This window comes from Rhodanobacter geophilus (assembly GCF_040812275.1).
GTDB lineage: Bacteria > Pseudomonadota > Gammaproteobacteria > Xanthomonadales > Rhodanobacteraceae > Rhodanobacter_A > Rhodanobacter_A geophilus.
Genome location: NZ_JBFOHL010000008.1, coordinates 87,347 through 103,297, shown reverse-complemented (window position 1 = coordinate 103,297; position 15,951 = coordinate 87,347). Strand labels below are relative to the sequence as shown.

General features: G+C 69.3%; 16 protein-coding genes and 1 other RNA gene. 4 read left to right on the top strand and 13 right to left on the bottom strand.

Annotation, left to right across the window (positions count from 1 at the left end; translation table 11 throughout):
* Position 1: 1 nt before the first annotated feature.
* The 6 genes from rpiA to ABQJ56_RS10170 all read right to left on the bottom strand — a co-directional run bounded on the left by rpiA (position 2) and on the right by ABQJ56_RS10170 (position 3,029).
* On the bottom strand, positions 2 to 643 hold the full coding sequence (rpiA, locus tag ABQJ56_RS10195; protein ID WP_367844911.1) for a ribose-5-phosphate isomerase RpiA: 642 nt from the start codon (positions 641 to 643) through the stop codon (positions 2 to 4).
* A gap of 176 nt (positions 644 to 819) precedes the next feature.
* Positions 820 to 1,287 (bottom strand): EVE domain-containing protein, encoded by a 468-nt coding sequence (locus tag ABQJ56_RS10190; RefSeq protein ID WP_367844910.1) that lies wholly within the window; start codon positions 1,285 to 1,287, stop codon positions 820 to 822.
* Positions 1,284 to 1,904: a 5-formyltetrahydrofolate cyclo-ligase gene (locus ABQJ56_RS10185; protein ID WP_367844909.1), complete on the bottom strand. Its 621-nt coding sequence runs from the start codon at positions 1,902 to 1,904 to the stop codon at positions 1,284 to 1,286. The genes ABQJ56_RS10190 and ABQJ56_RS10185 overlap by 4 nt, the downstream gene beginning before the upstream one ends.
* 331 nt (positions 1,905 to 2,235) lie before the next feature.
* Positions 2,236 to 2,422: non-coding RNA, 6S RNA (gene ssrS / locus ABQJ56_RS10180), on the bottom strand.
* Positions 2,423 to 2,434: 12 nt separating this feature from the next.
* On the bottom strand, positions 2,435 to 2,785 hold the full coding sequence (locus ABQJ56_RS10175) for a cell division protein ZapA (RefSeq protein ID WP_367844908.1): 351 nt from the start codon (positions 2,783 to 2,785) through the stop codon (positions 2,435 to 2,437).
* Between the two features lie 4 nt (positions 2,786 to 2,789).
* Positions 2,790 to 3,029, bottom strand: a complete 240-nt coding sequence (locus ABQJ56_RS10170) for a TIGR02449 family protein (protein WP_367844907.1) — start codon at positions 3,027 to 3,029, stop codon at positions 2,790 to 2,792.
* A 123-nt stretch (positions 3,030 to 3,152) separates the two neighbouring features.
* Here ABQJ56_RS10170 and ABQJ56_RS10165 point away from each other — a divergent pair, with 123 nt between their 5' ends.
* Positions 3,153 to 3,716 carry a UPF0149 family protein gene (locus ABQJ56_RS10165; RefSeq protein WP_367844906.1) on the top strand — a complete coding sequence of 188 codons (564 nt, stop codon included), beginning with the start codon at positions 3,153 to 3,155 and terminating at the stop codon, positions 3,714 to 3,716.
* Positions 3,717 to 3,724: 8 nt separating this feature from the next.
* Positions 3,725 to 5,056 carry an aminopeptidase P N-terminal domain-containing protein gene (locus ABQJ56_RS10160; protein ID WP_367844905.1) on the top strand — a complete coding sequence of 444 codons (1,332 nt, stop codon included), beginning with the start codon at positions 3,725 to 3,727 and terminating at the stop codon, positions 5,054 to 5,056.
* A gap of 88 nt (positions 5,057 to 5,144) precedes the next feature.
* Here ABQJ56_RS10160 and pepQ read toward each other — a convergent pair whose 3' ends face one another.
* Positions 5,145 to 6,464 (bottom strand): Xaa-Pro dipeptidase, encoded by a 1,320-nt coding sequence (gene pepQ / locus ABQJ56_RS10155; RefSeq protein ID WP_367844904.1) that lies wholly within the window; start codon positions 6,462 to 6,464, stop codon positions 5,145 to 5,147.
* 128 nt (positions 6,465 to 6,592) lie between these two features.
* Between pepQ and ABQJ56_RS10150 the strand changes: the two genes are divergently transcribed.
* Entirely contained in the window at positions 6,593 to 8,215 is a 1,623-nt protein-coding gene (locus ABQJ56_RS10150) for a tryptophan halogenase family protein (RefSeq protein WP_367844903.1), read from the top strand.
* Between the two features lie 33 nt (positions 8,216 to 8,248).
* Here ABQJ56_RS10150 and ABQJ56_RS10145 read toward each other — a convergent pair whose 3' ends face one another.
* From ABQJ56_RS10145 to rph, 5 genes are all read right to left on the bottom strand, one after another.
* Positions 8,249 to 8,578, bottom strand: a complete 330-nt coding sequence (locus ABQJ56_RS10145; RefSeq protein WP_367844902.1) for a PilZ domain-containing protein — start codon at positions 8,576 to 8,578, stop codon at positions 8,249 to 8,251.
* The gene (locus ABQJ56_RS10140) at positions 8,575 to 10,989 is read right to left on the bottom strand and encodes a DUF1631 family protein (RefSeq protein ID WP_367844901.1); all 2,415 of its coding nucleotides are present in this window, start codon (positions 10,987 to 10,989) and stop codon (positions 8,575 to 8,577) included. Before ABQJ56_RS10140 ends, ABQJ56_RS10145 begins: the two co-directional genes overlap by 4 nt.
* Before the next feature lie 91 nt (positions 10,990 to 11,080).
* The gene (gene hemW / locus ABQJ56_RS10135) at positions 11,081 to 12,247 is read right to left on the bottom strand and encodes a radical SAM family heme chaperone HemW (RefSeq protein ID WP_367844900.1); all 1,167 of its coding nucleotides are present in this window, start codon (positions 12,245 to 12,247) and stop codon (positions 11,081 to 11,083) included.
* The gene (gene rdgB, locus ABQJ56_RS10130) at positions 12,244 to 12,846 is read right to left on the bottom strand and encodes an RdgB/HAM1 family non-canonical purine NTP pyrophosphatase (protein ID WP_367844899.1); all 603 of its coding nucleotides are present in this window, start codon (positions 12,844 to 12,846) and stop codon (positions 12,244 to 12,246) included. The genes hemW and rdgB overlap by 4 nt, the downstream gene beginning before the upstream one ends.
* Positions 12,847 to 12,939: 93 nt before the next feature.
* A complete protein-coding gene (rph, locus tag ABQJ56_RS10125) occupies positions 12,940 to 13,680 on the bottom strand; it encodes a ribonuclease PH (protein ID WP_367844898.1) in 741 nt (246 codons plus the stop codon).
* Between the two features lie 69 nt (positions 13,681 to 13,749).
* Here rph and ABQJ56_RS10120 point away from each other — a divergent pair, with 69 nt between their 5' ends.
* A complete protein-coding gene (locus ABQJ56_RS10120; protein WP_367844897.1) occupies positions 13,750 to 14,607 on the top strand; it encodes a YicC/YloC family endoribonuclease in 858 nt (285 codons plus the stop codon).
* Between the two features lie 220 nt (positions 14,608 to 14,827).
* On the opposite strand, the gene ABQJ56_RS10115 is transcribed toward ABQJ56_RS10120, so the two are convergent.
* Positions 14,828 to 15,727 (bottom strand): hypothetical protein, encoded by a 900-nt coding sequence (locus tag ABQJ56_RS10115; protein ID WP_367844896.1) that lies wholly within the window; start codon positions 15,725 to 15,727, stop codon positions 14,828 to 14,830.
* Positions 15,728 to 15,951 lie beyond the last annotated feature (224 nt).

Sequence of the window (15,951 nt, the reverse complement as noted above, 5' to 3'; positions counted from 1 at the left end):
CTCAGATCTCCTTGTCGCCCACCAGCACCACGTCGGCCGGGCGCTGCGCGAACAGGCCCACGGTGACCACGCCGGCGAGCTGGTTCAGCTGCTGCTCCAGCGCCACCGGGTCGGCGATGCGCCAGCCGTGCACGTCGATGATCCAGTTGCCGTTGTCGGTGGTCACGCCGTCGCGCCACACCGGCTGGCCGCCCAGCTTCATGATCTCGCGGCTCACCAGGCTGCGCGCCATCGGGATCACCTCGATCGGCAGCGGGAACCTGCCCAGCACGTCCACCCGCTTGCTGGAGTCGATGATGCAGACGAACTTCGCTGCCGCCGCCGCCACGATCTTCTCGCGGGTGAGCGCCGCGCCGCCGCCCTTGATCAGGCGCTTGAACGGATCGCACTCGTCGGCGCCGTCGATGTAGATCGCCAGCGGCCCGGCGGCGTTGAGGTCGAGCACCTCGATGCCGTGCTTCTTCAGCTGCGCGGTGGACTGCTCGGAGCTGGACACCGCGCCCCTGATGCGGTCCTTCATGCCGGCCAGCGCGTCGATGAAATACGCCACCGTGCTGCCGGTGCCCACGCCCACGACGGCACCGTCCTCGACGTAGCGCAGCGCGGTCTCGCCGGCGAGTTTCTTTTCGTTGGGCTGGTTCATGCTGGCACCGCAGGCTGGAAAGGGCGCCATGATCGTCGATTTGCCCGCGCATCGCACGGGGTTGTTGGCAACCACCGCCGTCGCCGCGGCGATCGCCTGTCCCGGGCACGATCCGGTACGCCGGAAGCAGGGCTAGGGAAGGGAGCAATGCACCGCGCGCCTGGCGCGCACCACCCTCACTCCAGCGCGAGGATATGCTCCCAATGCGCGGCCTCCACCGGCTGCACCGACAGCCGGCTGCCCTTGCGCAGCAGCACCATGCCGTCCAGCGCGGCGTCGGCCTGCAGTTCCTTCAGCGTGATGGTGCGCTTGAGCCTCTTCGCGAACTTCACGTCCACCAGCAGCCAGCGCGGGTTGTCGCGCGAGCTGCCGGGGTCGAAGTACTTGCTCCTGGGGTCGAACTGGCTGGGGTCGGGGTAGGCGTCGGTGGCCACGGTGGCGATGCCGACAATGCCGGGCTCGGCGCAGTTGGAGTGGTAGAAGAACACCTTGTCGCCCACGCGCATGCCGTCGCGCATGTAGTTGCGCGCCTGGTAGTTGCGCACGCCGTCCCAGGCTTCCTGCTTCTTGCGCTTGAGGTCGTCGATGGAGAACGCGTCGGGTTCGGACTTCATCAGCCAGTAGTGGCGTTCGCGGGGGCTCATGCGTGGGCGGCTCCGTCTTGTTCGGTGGTGCTGCAGGCGATCAGCTCGCGGTCGGTGGCCACGTAGTCCAGCGGCACGTCCCAGGCTTCCGCTTCGAGGCGCTCGACTTCCTGGAACGCGTAGGCCACGCCGACCAGCAGCGGTTCGGTGGGGCGGGCCTGTTCCCCGAGGAAGGCGAAGCTGCGGTCGTACCAGCCACCGCCGTGGCCCAGCCGGTGGCCGCGGCGGTCGAAGGCCAGCAGCGGCACCAGCACCAGGTCGAGCTGGAACGGCGCGAACCATTCGTGTGGCGCCACCGGCTCGGGGATGCCGTAGCGGTTCGGCGCGATCGGGTCGCCGTCGCGCCAGGGCGCGAAGCGCAGTTCCTTGCCCTTGGCCAGGATCGGCAGCAGGAAGCGCTGGCCGCGCGCGGCCAGCGGCGGGATCACCAGGTTCAGCGGCAGCTCGCCGCCGCTGGCCCAGTAGCCGGCCACGCGCAGGTCGGTGAGGTATTCGGGCAGCTGTTCCAGCGTGCGGCGCAGGCCCTGCGCGGCGGCCATGCGCGCGGGCGGCGGCAGCGCGCGGCGGCGCTCGGCCATCTGCTCTCGCAGGCTGCGACGGTGGGCGGTGGCGTCCACGAGGCTAGAGCCTGCGCATGCCTTCCAAGCGCCCCGCGCCGGAATCTGTTTGCGCGCAGACCAAGGAAGAAGGAGGAAGTGGACGTCCGTCCACGACCGAGTGATGACGCCGGGATGCGGGCAAACAGACCCGGCCCTGCGGGTTGCCATCGAGTGGCCGCCATGCGGCAGCGCGCGGTTTGGCCTGACGGCCAGTCAGGCCTGCGCCACGCACTACCACCTGGCGGCCACTCGATGGCAACGCGGGGTGTTTGGAAGGCATGCGCAGGCTCTCCTCTCCATTGAAAGACGCCCCGTTCATCGTGTCGAGGAACGGGGCGTGGAATAGGTGGCGTCAACCGCGATGCCGCTGCCCACCGAACGACCTTGATCCACGATGGATCAGGTGGGAGGGCGACATGGTCTCAAGGCTTTCCGCACGCGGCGGACATGCACAACGACCGATGAAAAGCCGACCCGGGGCCGTATTTAGGAACAAGGCAAATGTAAGAGTGTGCCGGCGCACACCGCAGAAAACGCCGGGATCGATTCTAGGCTTTCGGCAGCAAATCCGCCACCGGTTCGCCATGGCGCGCCGCGGCGCCTTCCATCGCGATCTCCAGCCGCTGCCGCAACGCGGCGAGGCGCTGCGCGGTCTGCTGGTCATGGCCGCCCTGCTGCTTGCGCAGCGCCAGCAGCTCGTGGGTCATGCTCACCGCGGCGAGCACGGCGAGGCGCTCGAAGCTGGGTGCGCGGGCGTTCGCGCGCAGTTCGCGCATCTTGCGATCGAGCAGGCTGGCGGCTTCGATCAGGCCATCGCGTTCTTCCGGCGCGCAGGCGATCAGGAATTCGCGGTCGATCAGCCGCAGCGCGACCGGGTTGTTGCTGTTTGCATCACTCATGGAGTCAGCCATTGCCTTCGAGCGACTTCAGTCGCTGGATCATCGCCTCCACCCGGCTGCGCGCCTGCTCGTTGCGCGCGAGCAGGCTGGCGCGTTCACCCGACAGCTGCTCCTGGCTGTGCCGCAGGCTGCGGTTTTCCTCGCTCAGCCGGCGCACGGTATCGAGCAGGCGATCGACCTGGCGGCCGAGCGCCTCCAGCTCCAGCTGGACGGGATCAGGCGGGATGGCATCGGCAGGGTTCATGCGCGGAACTATAGCAGTACGATGCGCCGGAACAGCGGGCGGTTTTGCGTCTCCCGCCACGGCCGGAAACGGTGCTGCGGCAGGCCTGGCGTAGAATGGCGGGCCATCCCCGAGGAGCTTCCCATGCCGCCCGCCGAACCGCTCAGCCACGACGATCTGGACGCGCTGATCGTGCGCCTGCGCCTGGGGGTGGATGCCAGCGAACTGCACGGCTCGCTGTGCGGCTACCTCGCCGGTGGCGCCACGCCGCACGGTGGCAACCTGCTGGCCGCGTTGCAGCTGGACGGCGAGGAGGTCTCGCCCGGGCCGGCCGACCAGGCCGTGCTGGAACGGTTGCTGGGACAGTGCCGCGACGCGCTGGCCGATCCCGAGCTGGGCTTCGAGCCGCTGCTGCCGGAGGACGACCACCCGCTGGACGAACGCGCCGGGGCGGTGTCGGAATGGTGCCGCGGCTTCCTCGGCGGTTTCGGCCTCGCCGGCACCGATGCGCACGCGCAGCTGTCGGACGACGCGCAGGAAGTGCTGCGCGACTTCGGCACCATCGCCGCCGCGTCGTTCGACTTCGGCGACGCCGCCGAGGACGAGGACGCGCTGGTCGAGGTGCAGGAATTCCTGCGCGTGGGCGCCTTGCTGCTGTACACCGAGTCCGCCGGCCGCGGCCAGCCCGGCAGCGACCGCCTGCATTGAACAGGCTCTTGCCCGACCGTGCCGGCGCGCCGGCGATCGCGGGCGAGGAATTCGCCCGCCGCCGCCGCCAGCTGATGCAGATGGCCGGCGAGGACGCGGTGCTGCTGATCGCCGCCGCGCCCGAGCGCACCCGCAACGCCGACGCCACCTGGCCGTACCGGCAGGACTCGGATTTCCACTACCTCGCCGGCTTCCCCGAGCCCGACGCCGTGCTGGCGCTGCTGCCCGGCCGCCTGCACGGCGAGGTGGTGCTGTTCTGCCGCGAGCACGACGCCGAGCAGGCGCGCTGGCACGGCCGCTCGATCGGCACCGAACGCGCGGTGGCCGACTACGGCATGGACGACGCGTTCCCGATCGACGACATCGACGACATCCTGCCCGGCATGATCGAAGGCCGGGCGCGCGTGTATTGCCACTTCGGCCGCGAGCCCGCGTTCGACGCGCAGTTGCTGGGCTGGATGCGCCGCCTGCGCCAGCTGCGCGGCGGTGGCGTGGTGCCGAAGGAGTTCGTGGCGCTGGGCCACCTGCTGCACGACCTGCGCCTGTACAAGTCGCGCGCCGAGCTGAAGCTGATGCGCGCCGCCGCCGGCATCGCCGCCGAGGCCCATCTCGCCGCGTGGCGCAGCGCGCTGCCGGGCCGGCACGAGTACGAGGTGGAAGCCGAGCTGCTGCACGCGCTGCGCAGCCGTGGCGCGGTGCCCGCGTTCACCCCCATCGTGGCCGCCGGCAGCAACGCCTGCACGATGCACTACCAGCACAACCGTGCCCGGCTCGACGCCGGCGACCTGCTGCTGATCGACGCCGGTGCCGAGCTGGACTGCTACGCCTCCGACGTCAGCCGCAGCATCCCGATCAACGGCCGCTACAGCCGCGAGCAGCGCGCGCTGTACGAGGTGGTGCTGGCCGCCCAGCTCGCCGCGATCGACGAGGTGCGACCGGGCCGGCCGTTCGACGCCGCGCACCACGCCGCGGTGCGGGTGATCGCCGAGGGGCTGTGCGCGCTGGGGCTGCTGCACGGCGACGCGGATACGGCGATCGCCGAGGGCAGCTACCAGCGCTACTTCCCCGCCAAGACCGGCCACTGGCTGGGCCTGGACGTGCACGACGTGGGCGACTACCGCATCGACAGCGTCTCGCGCCTGCTGGAGCCCGGCATGGTGGTGACGGTGGAGCCCGGCATCTACGTGCCGCCCGACGAGGCCGGCGTGGACGAACGCTGGCGCGGCATCGGCATCCGCATCGAGGACGACGTCGCGGTGACGCGCGACGGCCACGAGGTGCTCAGCGCCGCCGTGCCGAAAGAGGCGGAAGAGATCGAGGCGCTGCTGGCCGGGCGGTAGGAGCGCACCCCGCGCGCGATCGGAGCCTTGCGCGGAAGACCTCGCCGCGCGCGGGTGCGCCCTTGCGGACGGTACGCCGGCCGGGCAGTCAATGGGGCTGCGCGAACGCGTCGCGCGTGAGGTTCTCCGGCGCGCCGTCGGTGCACACCACGTCGTCCTCGATGCGGATGCCGCCGTAGCGGCGGAACGCGTCCACCCTGGCCCAGTCGATGTCGGCGGCGACCGGCTTGTCGTGCAGTCCGGCCAGCAGCATGTCGATGAAGTACAGGCCGGGCTCGATCGTCACCACCATGCCGGGTTCCAGCACGCGGGTCATGCGCAGGTAGGGATGGCCGGCGGGACGCGGGATGCTGCCGCCGTGCTCGTCCTGCTGGAAGCCGGCGACGTCGTGCACCTGCAGGCCGATCGGGTGGCCGAGGCCGTGCGGGAAGAACGCCGAGGTGACGCCGGATTCCACCGCGCTTTCCGCGCTCATGCGGATGAAGCCGTGCTCGCGCAGCACGCCGGCGACCACGTGGTGGGCGTGGACGTGCAGCTCGGGATAGCTCTGGCCCGCGCGCACCTTCGACACGAAGCCTTGTTGCGCGGCGTCCATGCTGGCGATCAGCGCCTGGAATTCGCCGTGGCCATCGGCCGCGTAGGTGCGGGTGATGTCGCTGGCGTAACCCGCGCAGCTGGCGCCGGCGTCGATCAGGAAGGAGCGGCTTTCGCGCGGCGGCGCGCGGTCGAAGGCCGTGTAGTGCAGCACCGCGCCATGCTCGTTGAGGCCGACGATGCTGGCGTAGGGCAGCTCGGCATCGGTCTGCCGCGCCGCGGCGAGGTAGGTCAGGTGGATGCCGAACTCGCTGCGGCCGGCACGGAACGAGGCTTCGGCGGCGCGGTGCGCGCGTGCGCCGATGCGGCTGGCCTCGCGCATCAGCGCCAGTTCGTACGGCGTCTTGTACGAGCGGTGCCAATGCAGGTAGTCGAGCACGGCCTGCGGATTGTTGGCCGTGACGCCGTCGATGGCGGGGCAGGCAGGCCCGAGCACCGCGCTGCGCCCCTGCGGCAGCTGCGCCACCGCTTCCGCCGCGCTGCGCACGGTGACGATGTCGAAGTGTTCCACCCAGTAGCCGTGCGGCGCCCCCGGCACCACGTGCCAGTAGTCGTGCGGCTGCACGAACACCAGCTTCGGCTTGCCGCCCGGCGTATAGGCGAGCCAGCTGCCGGGCGCGTCGGTCAGCGGCAGCCAGTGCTTGAAATGGGGGTTGGCGACGAACGGGTAGTCCTGGTCGTCGAGGAACTTGCCGAGCGGCATGCTCGCGGCGACCAGCAGGTGGTCGAAGCCGCCCAGCGCCAGCGCCTGGTCGGCGCGCGTGCGCAGGGTGGCGAGATGCGCGGGGTAGAGCGGGGCGAGTGGCGCGTTCATGCGGATTCCGGGGCGGGGAAGGCAGCCTGTGAGTGTAGCGCGTGACGGAATCACCGCCCGCTGCTCCGCAGGCCAGCCGGAAGGCTTACGCTAGCGCCTCATCTTGCCCACCCGACCGGTACCCGCGCATGGCCGACGTCGCCACCGTCTTCAACGAGAACATCACGCCCTACGCTCCCGGCCCGCGCACCGACGCCGAGCCGCCGGTGAAACACGTCGTGGTGGTCGGTGGCGGCACGGCCGGCTGGATGACGGCGCTGCTGCTCGCCAATTCCGACTACGGCCCGCGCCTGCAGGTGACGGTGCTGGAGTCGCCGCAGGTGGGCATCATCGGCGTGGGCGAGGGTTCCACGCCGTGGCTGCGCGGCTTCTTCGACGGGCTGGGCATCGAGGAGTCGGAATGGATGCCGGCCTGCAACGCGACCTACAAGAACGGCATCCGCTTCGACGGCTGGAGCACCAGGCCGGGCTACGCGAGCTACTTCCACCCGTTCGCGTCGATGCTCGACAACATGACGATGACGCAGTTCCTCGACAACGTGCACCGGCGGCTGGAAGGCGAGGACGTGGAGGCTCATCCCGACCGCTACTTCATCGCCAACCGGCTGGCGAGCAAGGGACTGGGGCCGCGGCCGCGGCACGATTTCCCGTTCGACGTGTGGTACGCCTACCACTTCGACTCGACCCTGCTCGGCGCCTTCCTCGGCAGGAAGGCGGTGGAACGCGGCGTGCGCCACCTCACGCGCCATGTGCACGATGTGCGCCTGGACGAGCGAGGCGACATCGCGGCGCTGCAGCTGGACGGCGGCGAGGCGCTGGAGGCGGATTTCTTCGTGGACTGCACCGGCTTCGCCTCGCTGCTGATCGGCAAGGCGCTGAAGACGCCGTACGTGTCGTTCGCCGACAACCTGTTCAACGACGCCGCGGTCGCCATGCCTTCGCCCGCGGATGGCTATGGCGGGCGTCCGCTGATGGGCGAGACCGTGTCCACCGCGCTGCGCCACGGCTGGATATGGAAGATCCCGCTCGCGCATCGCCAGGGCAACGGCTACGTGTACAGCACCGCGCATTGCTCGCCGGACGAGGCGGAAACCGAGATGCGCACCCACCTGGGCCTGCTCGACGACCCCACGCCCGCGCGCCATCTGCGCATGCGCGTGGGACGCGTCGCCAAGCACTGGAACCGCAATTGCGTGGCGATCGGCCTGGCGCAGGGCTTCATCGAACCGCTGGAAGCCACCGCCCTGCTGTTCGTGCAGCGCACCGCGTCCATGCTGGTGAAGGCGCTGGAGCAGGGCGACCTGGGCGAGCGTGCGCAGGACGCTTTCAACGACGCGATCAACGATCGCTTCGAGGGCACGCGCGACTACGTCGTCACGCACTACAAGACCAATACGCGCACCGACACCGACTACTGGCGCGCCAACGCCGCCAACATCAGGCTGTCCCAGCCGCTGCAGCACCTGTTGCGCACCTGGCTGTCCAGCCGTCCGATCGCGGGCGGCCTGCAGCAGGGCATCTATGGCCGCGGCTACCCGGCCATGTCGTGGTACTGCCTGCTCGCCGGCGTGGGCCTGTTCCCGGACCTGCAGCCGACGGGCGCCGCGGCACCCGCCAAGTTGCGCCACAACCTGGCCGCCATCGACAACCTGCTGGAACGCAGCGCCGCGAATTTTCCGGAACATCGTGCCCTGCTCGCGAACATCCCGCCGCGGCCCACGGAGGCTTCGCTGCAGCTGTACCTGTGGTGACGGCAGCCGGCCCGGCGGGCCTGGCGTGCGTGCTCAGCCCTGCCGCAGCCAGCGTTCGAGCAGTTCGCCGTGGGCCGCGCTGATCGCGATGATGCGATAGCCGGCCCAGAACTGGCCGGGGCTGGCCGCCGGCTCGTGCCATTGCTCCTGCAGGCCGAGTTCGAGGTTGCCGCTGGCGTCCGGCAGCGGCAGGCGCACCTGGTAGATGCCCTCGCTGCGTGGCTTGCGGCTGCCAATCAGCATCAAGCCATTCGCCGACAGGTTGCACAGGTGGCCGAGCGGCTGCTCGGCAATCGTGTCGATCGCCACGATGCCGGCGTCGACCGGCTTGCGCGGTGCGCGCCGTTGCTCGCGTGTACTCATGGGCGGGCTCCGGGCGCGAGCGGCGGGGCGTTGCGCAACAGGTTGCCGGTGAGCGCGTGCCAGGCGCGGTCGAGCAGGCCGTCGCGCTGCGGTGGCAGCTCGCGCACCTGGCCGGCGGCCATCGCGCGGGCCAGCTCGCGCAGGTTCATCTCTTCGCCATGCTGGCCGCGACGGTTGACGAACAGGCTGTTGCCGGTGATGGGCGAGAACCAGGCCAGCTTGCGCCGGGTGACCTCGGCGGTGGCCGGGTCGGTGAATTCGAACCAGCTGCCATAGGGCAACTGGCGCAGGCGGTTGTGGATGCGCGCCTCCTGCGGACCCAGCGGCGGCTCGCTGTCGCCGGTCGTCGCGGCTTTCGCGCGTTGCGATTCCCCCAGGCGCTGGCGCTGTTTCAGGCGCAGCGCGAGGTCGGTGGCGCTGGGCAGGTCGTGGGCGGGCGTCGCCGTCGCGGGCGGTGCCGGCACGGCGGGCGCGGCGGGCACGGCGGCCACGGCGAGCGCGGGTGCCGTGGTTGCGACAGGTTGCTCGTTGGTCCCGCGGGCAACGGCAGCATGCGGTGCTGGCGGTGCGGCGGTGACTGCCGGGGCAGGCGCCGCCGGGCGGGATGCCGCCTTGTGCGTCGCGGGTGGCGGTGTCACGGCAGTGGGCGCGATCGTGATCGCGCCCTCGCCGATCAGGCGCAATGCCACCTGGCCGGCCTCCTCGGCGTGCATGCCGATCTGCTGCAGGCCGGCCTGCACCTCGCGGCGCAGCAGGTCGGTATCGTCCACCGGCAGGCGGCCCAGCAGCTGGTCGGTGACGCGCAGGCGCTGGGCGACCGCGGGGCTGTGATCGCCGTGCTGCAGCAGGGTGAGCGCCAGCACGTCGGCCCAGGCGCGGTCGAGCAGGGCGCGCAGCAGGCCGCGCGGCGGATTCGCGGCGAAGCGTTCGGCCAGCAGTTCGCTGGCGCGCTGGCGGGCCAGCTCCAGCTTTTCGCGACCCTGCATGGCCTCGACGTGGCGGCGTTCGGCGGCCTGGGCGCGACGGTTCAGCTGGGCGAGATGGTGCTCGATGTCGGCCAGCAGGCTGGTATAGAGGCCGGCGCTGGGCGGTTCGTGCCGCGCACGCTCGACCAGCTGGTTGAGCCGCGCGGTGAGCTGGTGGTCGGCATCGCCGTCGGGGCCGTCCAGCCAGTCGTTCGCGGCCTCGGCCACGGCGCCCAGCAGGCGCCGCGCGGGATGTTCGCTCTGGTCGAAGAAGTCGCGGTCGCTGACGGCGAGGCGCAGCATCGGCAATTGCAGGTCGTCGAGCACGGAGCGGGCGTGCGGGCCGTGGTGCAGTTGCCGGCCGATCTGCTCGAACAGCATCGCCACCAGTTCCACCGTATCGTCCTGCTCGGCGCTGAGCCGGGTGGGTACGGCGTCTTCCGGCTTGCCGGCGTTGAGCTGCAGCAGCAGTTCGTCGCGCAGGCGCTGCGCGCTGCGCAGTTCGCGGCTGGCCTGGTCGGTGACCTGGGCCAGGTGCTGCTGCAGGGCGCCCAGCGCGGTCTGCAACTCGTCCGGCGTGGCCGCACGCCCGACGGCGGCGGTGCCACTCACGCCGACACGGCGCTGGGCGAGCAGGTCGCGCAGGTTTTCCAGCACGGTGATCGGCGCCTGCGGCGCGCCGGCGGCTTCGGTGGTGGCTGCCGGCACCTCGCTCGCCGGCGCGGTGCGCGTGACGGCCGCGGCACGCGGTGGCGCATACGGCCGCAGTTGCGGCAGCAGGCCGTCACCCTGCAACTGTGCGTTGACGACCTCGTAGAGCGGGCCGGCCGCCATGATCACCGCCTGCTCGAAGCTTTGCAGCAGCAGCAGCCGGTGCTCCGGTGGCAGGTCCATGGTGTCGATCGCGGTGCGCATCGCCCCGGCGAGTCCGGCCGGCGCGATCGGCAGCGCCGCGCCTTCCAGCGGCGCGGCGCCGACCAGCACGGCGAAGCGGTAGGAGAGTTCGGTCAGCACCGGGCCGTGATGCGCTTCGCCGCGCGCGGCGAGCTTGTCCAGCGCGGCGGTCAGCTCGTGTTCGCCGCGTTCGAGCAGGCTCAGCGGTTGGTGCGCGAGCGCCTCGTCCGCGCTTTCGTCGACCTCGCCCAGCCGCGCGAAACCCGTGCGCAGATGGTCGGCGTAGGCCTGCATGAAGGCCGCCCGCTGCAGCTGCAGCAGCGCGCGGCTGTCGAAGCAGTGCTGCTGCTCGAGATGGCTGCGCGAACGTTCGGCCTGCAGGTACAGCTCGTGGTCGAAGCGGTCCAGGCATTGCTGCAGCGCCGGTTCCAGCCACTGCGCGCACAGCGGGCCGGTCACGCCGAGCAGGCGTTGCGTGCGTGCCGGCCAGCGGCCGCGTGTGCGGCCGCCTGTGGCGGTGGACGAGTACCGGTGCAGATGCTCGGCATCCATGACGCATTTCCGTCGATTCCCCTGCGCGGCAGTGTAGGCTGGTTGCCGCGGGGCCGCTACGCTTGGAGACCGCGAACAGGCGCGGAGCCGTTCAGTCGAGAAAGGCGGCGATCACGTCGTTGAGGAAACGCTGGCCCAGCGCGGTGGTGCGCAGCCGCTGCGGATCGTCGGCGAGCCAGCCGCGGCGGCTCGCCTCGGCCAGCGGGGCGGCGATGCGCTGCAGCGGCAGGCCGGTACGCCGGGCGAAGTCGGCCAGCGGCACGCCGTCGATCAGGCGCAGCGCGTTGAGCATGTATTCGAACGGCAACTCGGCGGGGCTGACCGGGTTGTCCCCGCCGATGCGCCCGGGGCCGGCGGCCGCTTCCATGTAGGCCTTGGGGTGGCGGGCCTTCCAGCGCCGGCGCACGCTGCCGCCGGCCGCGTCGCTGAGCTTGCCGTGGGCGCCGGCGCCGATGCCGAGGTAGTCGCCGAACTGCCAGTAGTTGAGGTTGTGCGAGCAACGCCGGCCCGGCCGGGCGTAGGCGGAGATTTCGTACTGCGTGTAGCCGTCTCCGGCCAGGCGGGCCTCGCAGGCCTCCTGCATCGCCCAGGCATGGTCGTCGTCGGGCAGCGGCGGCGGGTTGGCGGCGAACGCGGTGTTCGGCTCCAGCGTGAGCTGGTAGTGCGAGATGTGCGCGGGCGCCAGCGCGATCGCGCGTTCCACGTCGGCCAGCGCGCCGTCCAGCGACTGTTCCGGCAGCGCGTACATCAGGTCGAGATTGAGGTTGGCGTAGCCGGCATCCTGCGCCGACTTCACCGCGGCCTCGGCTTCGGCGGCGGAATGGATGCGGCCCAGCCGCTCCAGCTTGTCGTCGTCGAAGCTCTGGATGCCGAAGGAGAGGCGGTTCACCCCAGCCTTGAGGTAGCCGTCGAAACGGCCGTGCTCCACGGTGCCGGGATTCGTTTCCAGGGTGATCTCGCAATCGGCCGCGAACGGCAGCCGCGTGCGCGCGCCGTCGATAAAGCGCGCGACCAGTTCCGGCGCGAACAGGCTGGGCGTGCCGCCGCCGAAGAACACGCTGACGATCTCGCGCTGGTGCGCGGCTTCGCCGAAGTCGCGCAGGTCGGCGTCGAGGTCGGCCAGCAGCAGCTCCGTGTACTCGGCGTAGGGCGGCGCCGCGCCGCGCAGGCCGTGCGAGTTGAAGTCGCAGTACGGGCACTTCTTCACGCACCAGGGCATGTGCACGTAGAGCGCCAGCGGCGGTGCGACGAGGCTCATTGCCAATGCAGCTCGTGCAGCCGTTCGCGCAGCAGGGCCAGCGCCTGGCCGCGGTGGCTGAGGCGGTTCTTCAGCGCGTCGTCCATCTCGGCCACGCTCTGCGCGTAGCCGTCCGGCAGGAACACCGGGTTGTAGCCGAAGCCGCCGCTGCCGCGGCCCTCGGTGAGGATGCGCCCGTGCCAGCGGGCTTCGGCGATCAGCGGGGCGGGATCCTCGGCATGGCGCAGCAATACCAGCACGCCGATGAAGAAGGCGCTGCGCCGTTCCGCAGGCACGCCGTCCAGCGCCTGCAGCAGCTTGGCGTTGTTGGCCGCCGCGTCGCCGTGGCCGCCGCTGTAGCGTGCCGAGTACAGGCCGGGCGCGCCGCCCAATGCGTCGACGCACAGGCCGGAATCGTCGGCGAGCGCGGGCAGGCCGGTGGCGCGCGCGGCGTGGCGCGCTTTCAGCAGCGCGTTCTCGACGAAGGTGAGGCCGGTTTCCTCGGCATCGTCCACGCCGAGGCTGGCCTGCGGCACCACCTCGAAGCCGCTGTCGGCGAGCAGCGCGCCGAATTCCCTCAGCTTGCCGGGGTTGCTGCTGGCGAGGACGATGCGGTTCATGTCGACGGGGCCTTTGGAAGAGGTTGCCCTCTCCCCGGGCCCTCTCCCGCGGGCGGGAGAGGGGGAGTGATCGTCGCGCTGCGCGCGACGACGTTATTCGATGGAAGCGGCCAGCGCCGCGCGCTGCGCGGCCACCAGCTCGGCGATGCCCTTCTCGGCCAGCGCCAGCAGCGCATCCATCTCGTCGCGGCGGAAGGCGTGGCCCTCGGCGGTGCCCTGCACCTCGATGAAGCCGCCGCCGTCGTTCATCACCACGTTCATGTCGGTGTCGCAGTCCGAATCCTCGGCGTAGTCGAGGTCGAGCACGGGCACGCCCTTGTAGATGCCCACCGACACCGCGGCGATCGCGCCCACGATGGGATTGCGCTTGAGGTTCTCGCGGCGCATCAGCCCTCTCACCGCATCGACCAGGGCCACGTAGGCGCCGGTGATCGCGGCGGTACGGGTGCCGCCATCGGCCTGCAGCACGTCGCAGTCCAGCGTGATCACGCGTTCGCCCAGTGCCTGGCGGTTGACGCAGGCGCGCAGGCTGCGGCCGATCAGCCGCTGGATCTCCATGGTGCGGCCGCCCTGGCCGCCGCGCGCGGCCTCGCGCTGCATGCGGGTATGCGTGGCGCGCGGCAGCATGCCGTATTCGGCGGTGACCCAGCCCTCGCCCTTGCCGCGCAGCCACGGCGGCACGCGGTCCTCGATGCTGGCGGTGCACAGCACGCGGGTGTCGCCGAAGCCGACCAGCACCGAGCCTTCGGCATGACGGGTGTAGTGGCGTTCGAGGGTGACAGTGCGCAGCTGGTCGCTGGCGCGGCCGCTGGGGCGGCTGGATGGCTGGTTCATGGGGCTCTTAGGCAAGGCCGGGCGGGAAAGTTTACCATTGCGGCCTTTCCCGCCCACCGCAGGCCGCCGATGATCCGCAGCATGACCGCCTATGCTTCCGCCGAAACCGGCGGCTCCGCCGGCACGCTGAGCTGCGAGCTGCGCACGGTCAACCACCGTTACCTGGAACTCTCGCCGCGCCTGCCGGACGAGCTGCGCAGCCTGGAGTCCGCGCTGCGCGAACGCATCGCGGCGCGGCTTTCGCGCGGCAAGGTGGACGTCGCCGTGCGCTGCAGCGATTCGCGCAGCGAATCGCTGCAGGTCGACAACGCGCTGCTGTCGCGCCTGTCCGAATTGAACCTGGACATGCAGGCGCGCTTCCCCGGCATGCAGGTGCAGTTCACCGAGCTGCTGCGCTTTCCCGGCGTACTGCGACAGGAGGGCGCCGACCCCGAGGCGCGGCAGGCCGCCTTGTTCGACGTGCTGGATCGTGCGCTGGATGCGTTGACCGCCACCCGCGAACGCGAAGGCGCCAAGCTGGGAGAGATCCTGCGCGAGCGGCTGGACGCGATCGAGCGCATCGTGGCCCAGGTGCGCGAGTGGATGCCGGAGATCCGCGCCGCGCTGCGCGCGCGGCTGGAGTCGCGGCTGGCCGATCTGAAGCAGCCTGCCGATCCCGGCCGGCTCGAGCAGGAGCTGGTATTGCAGATCACCCGCAGCGACGTGGACGAGGAACTGGACCGGCTCACCACCCATATCGCCGAGACGCGCCGCGTGCTGGGTCTGAAGGAGCCGGTGGGCCGCCGCCTCGACTTCCTGATGCAGGAATTCAACCGCGAGGCGAACACGCTGGGCTCCAAGTCGGTGGACGCGCGCAGCACCAACGCCGCGGTGGAGCTGAAGGTGCTGATCGAGCAGATGCGCGAGCAGGTGCAGAACATTGAATGATGCTTTATAGAAACCTGAGTCCTTGAAAGGCTGTGTGGTGTCGGCTGTTTGCTGTGTTGCCGTGACGTTGTATCACGCGCGCCGCATAAAAAATCTCTGGCGGCTGGCCGCCAGAGATTTGTCGAGAGCCCCGTCTTTTTGTAATGAGGTGACCTTCGGGCGGAGAATGCATCGCTCCAACAATTCCCTTTTATTGCAGGGTTATGGAAATGATGGAGTATCAGGGATTTACTTGCGACGTTGGCTGCTGCTTCATATGAACTTGCATGCGCGCGGCAAGATTGGGGCTGGTTGCGCTGGAAACAATGTTGCTATTGCCAGTCGAAAATCCGTTTGTGGTATTGAGCATGAAATCGCCGCCGCCACCGTCTCCGGATGATCTGCCGGAAGGATCAAGGGTGTAGAAGCCATTGTCACCGAAAGTCACGGTTATGTAGCCGTACCTGCTGGTGGTGATGGACGACACGTTGCTCGGTGGGCTGAAGCCACCCACCATTCTTGAGGCGAAGTCGGATTTTTGAACTTCCAAGGCATACGCACTCTTGTTGGTACCGATAAGGAGAATGCTGTTGTTGCCTGCCATATAAGTAGTGGCGTCGGTGCCGCCGGTGAGGGAGAGTGGTATGGTATGGCTGAGCGTCATGGTGGTCGTGTCAAAGCTGTTGGTTATGGTGTCGGTTCTTTGATACACATAAAGAGTCACTCCAGTTCCACCATTAGCCGCTTGATCCACCACATAGAAGTTCTGGGTTACGGTTCCCGTGGTGTAATTGGTGATCTCATTGTCTTCGATTATTGCCCCGATCCTGCCAAAAGGTCCCAGGCTTCCAAAGTCATAGCATCCCTCGGTTTCTTCAGTGGAACCACAAACCATCCAATTCAGATAGGTATATGAATTCGACATTGTGTAGGTCGTGTAGAGATTGTTGTCCAATGGCTTCAGGGGGCTTGGGGGGGCAGGAATTGGCAACGGGCGTGGCGGAAGAATTCCAATCGGATTGGACGGTGTGATTGGGTTGGTGGTTACTTTCAAGACCTGCGCAGATGTGGACGGCGCAACGCTTATGGCAAGCAGGAGGCTGCAGGTGATCAGTGCGCACTTGGTGTTGATCTTCGACACTTCCATTCCCCTTCAGTGTGGATGTTCCTGGTGGTTTCGTTGAAACGCGCGTGAGCTTTGCGGCAACGCAACAGGCTCGTCTTCATGCAAGCTAAAGAGAGCGGAACTACTGTTGATGAGGGACCTCTGCCCCTCTCTAGCATGGCATCATTTGGGCAATGTAGGCCACCCATGGCACAGGTGCGATGGCTGAAAGACCTGGGGTCGTCGGGGGCACCGATGTC

Coding starts and splice junctions, on each gene's coding strand:
- rpiA (WP_367844911.1), bottom strand. CDS start 643: ATGAACCAGCCCAACGAAAAGAAACTCGCCGGCGAGACCGCGCTGCGC.
- ABQJ56_RS10190 (WP_367844910.1), bottom strand. CDS start 1,287: ATGAGCCCCCGCGAACGCCACTACTGGCTGATGAAGTCCGAACCCGAC.
- ABQJ56_RS10175 (WP_367844908.1), bottom strand. CDS start 2,785: ATGAGTGATGCAAACAGCAACAACCCGGTCGCGCTGCGGCTGATCGAC.
- ABQJ56_RS10170 (WP_367844907.1), bottom strand. CDS start 3,029: ATGAACCCTGCCGATGCCATCCCGCCTGATCCCGTCCAGCTGGAGCTG.
- ABQJ56_RS10165 (WP_367844906.1), top strand. CDS start 3,153: ATGCCGCCCGCCGAACCGCTCAGCCACGACGATCTGGACGCGCTGATC.
- pepQ (WP_367844904.1), bottom strand. CDS start 6,464: ATGAACGCGCCACTCGCCCCGCTCTACCCCGCGCATCTCGCCACCCTG.
- ABQJ56_RS10150 (WP_367844903.1), top strand. CDS start 6,593: ATGGCCGACGTCGCCACCGTCTTCAACGAGAACATCACGCCCTACGCT.
- ABQJ56_RS10145 (WP_367844902.1), bottom strand. CDS start 8,578: ATGAGTACACGCGAGCAACGGCGCGCACCGCGCAAGCCGGTCGACGCC.
- ABQJ56_RS10140 (WP_367844901.1), bottom strand. CDS start 10,989: ATGGATGCCGAGCATCTGCACCGGTACTCGTCCACCGCCACAGGCGGC.
- hemW (WP_367844900.1), bottom strand. CDS start 12,247: ATGAGCCTCGTCGCACCGCCGCTGGCGCTCTACGTGCACATGCCCTGG.
- rdgB (WP_367844899.1), bottom strand. CDS start 12,846: ATGAACCGCATCGTCCTCGCCAGCAGCAACCCCGGCAAGCTGAGGGAA.
- rph (WP_367844898.1), bottom strand. CDS start 13,680: ATGAACCAGCCATCCAGCCGCCCCAGCGGCCGCGCCAGCGACCAGCTG.
- ABQJ56_RS10120 (WP_367844897.1), top strand. CDS start 13,750: ATGATCCGCAGCATGACCGCCTATGCTTCCGCCGAAACCGGCGGCTCC.